Origin of the sequence: Pseudomonas sp. 2995-3, assembly GCF_002742565.1 — a bacterium.
Taxonomy (GTDB): Bacteria; Pseudomonadota; Gammaproteobacteria; order Pseudomonadales; family Pseudomonadaceae; genus Aquipseudomonas; species Aquipseudomonas edaphica.
The window spans coordinates 1-324 of the sequence record NZ_LJSB01000062.1 but is presented as its reverse complement, the minus strand read 5'-3'; the positions used below and the strand labels follow the sequence as shown (position 1 = coordinate 324).

The following is a 324-nucleotide window of genomic DNA, read 5'->3' as shown; positions in this document are numbered from 1 at the left end:
TCTACAATCTCTATTTCAAAGCCTAATTCTTCAAGTTTATTGATCGTGGATGGGGCTCCTTGTTTCTTTTGGATCACAACCCAAATCTCTCCGTTATCCAATAATGCTTCATAGGCTTGTTCATACAGATTAAAAATCACGTCTTTACCTGCTCTTATTGGAGGGTTAGTAAGTATAGCTGCAAACTTATCTATAATACCTTCCATTAAATCGTTTTGAAAAACTTTGGTGTTATTTAAACTATTAAGTTCTCCGTTTAGTGATGATAATTCAACTGCTCTTTCATTGATATCCACCATTACGATGTTTCTCTCAGGCATTAAT

Annotated in this window: 1 protein-coding gene; it reads right to left on the bottom strand. The window is 34.3% G+C overall.

Annotated features, from left to right (window positions below):
- On the bottom strand, nt 1–324 hold a 324-nt coding region (locus AOA62_RS03350), incomplete at both ends, for a methyltransferase (protein ID WP_158235114.1).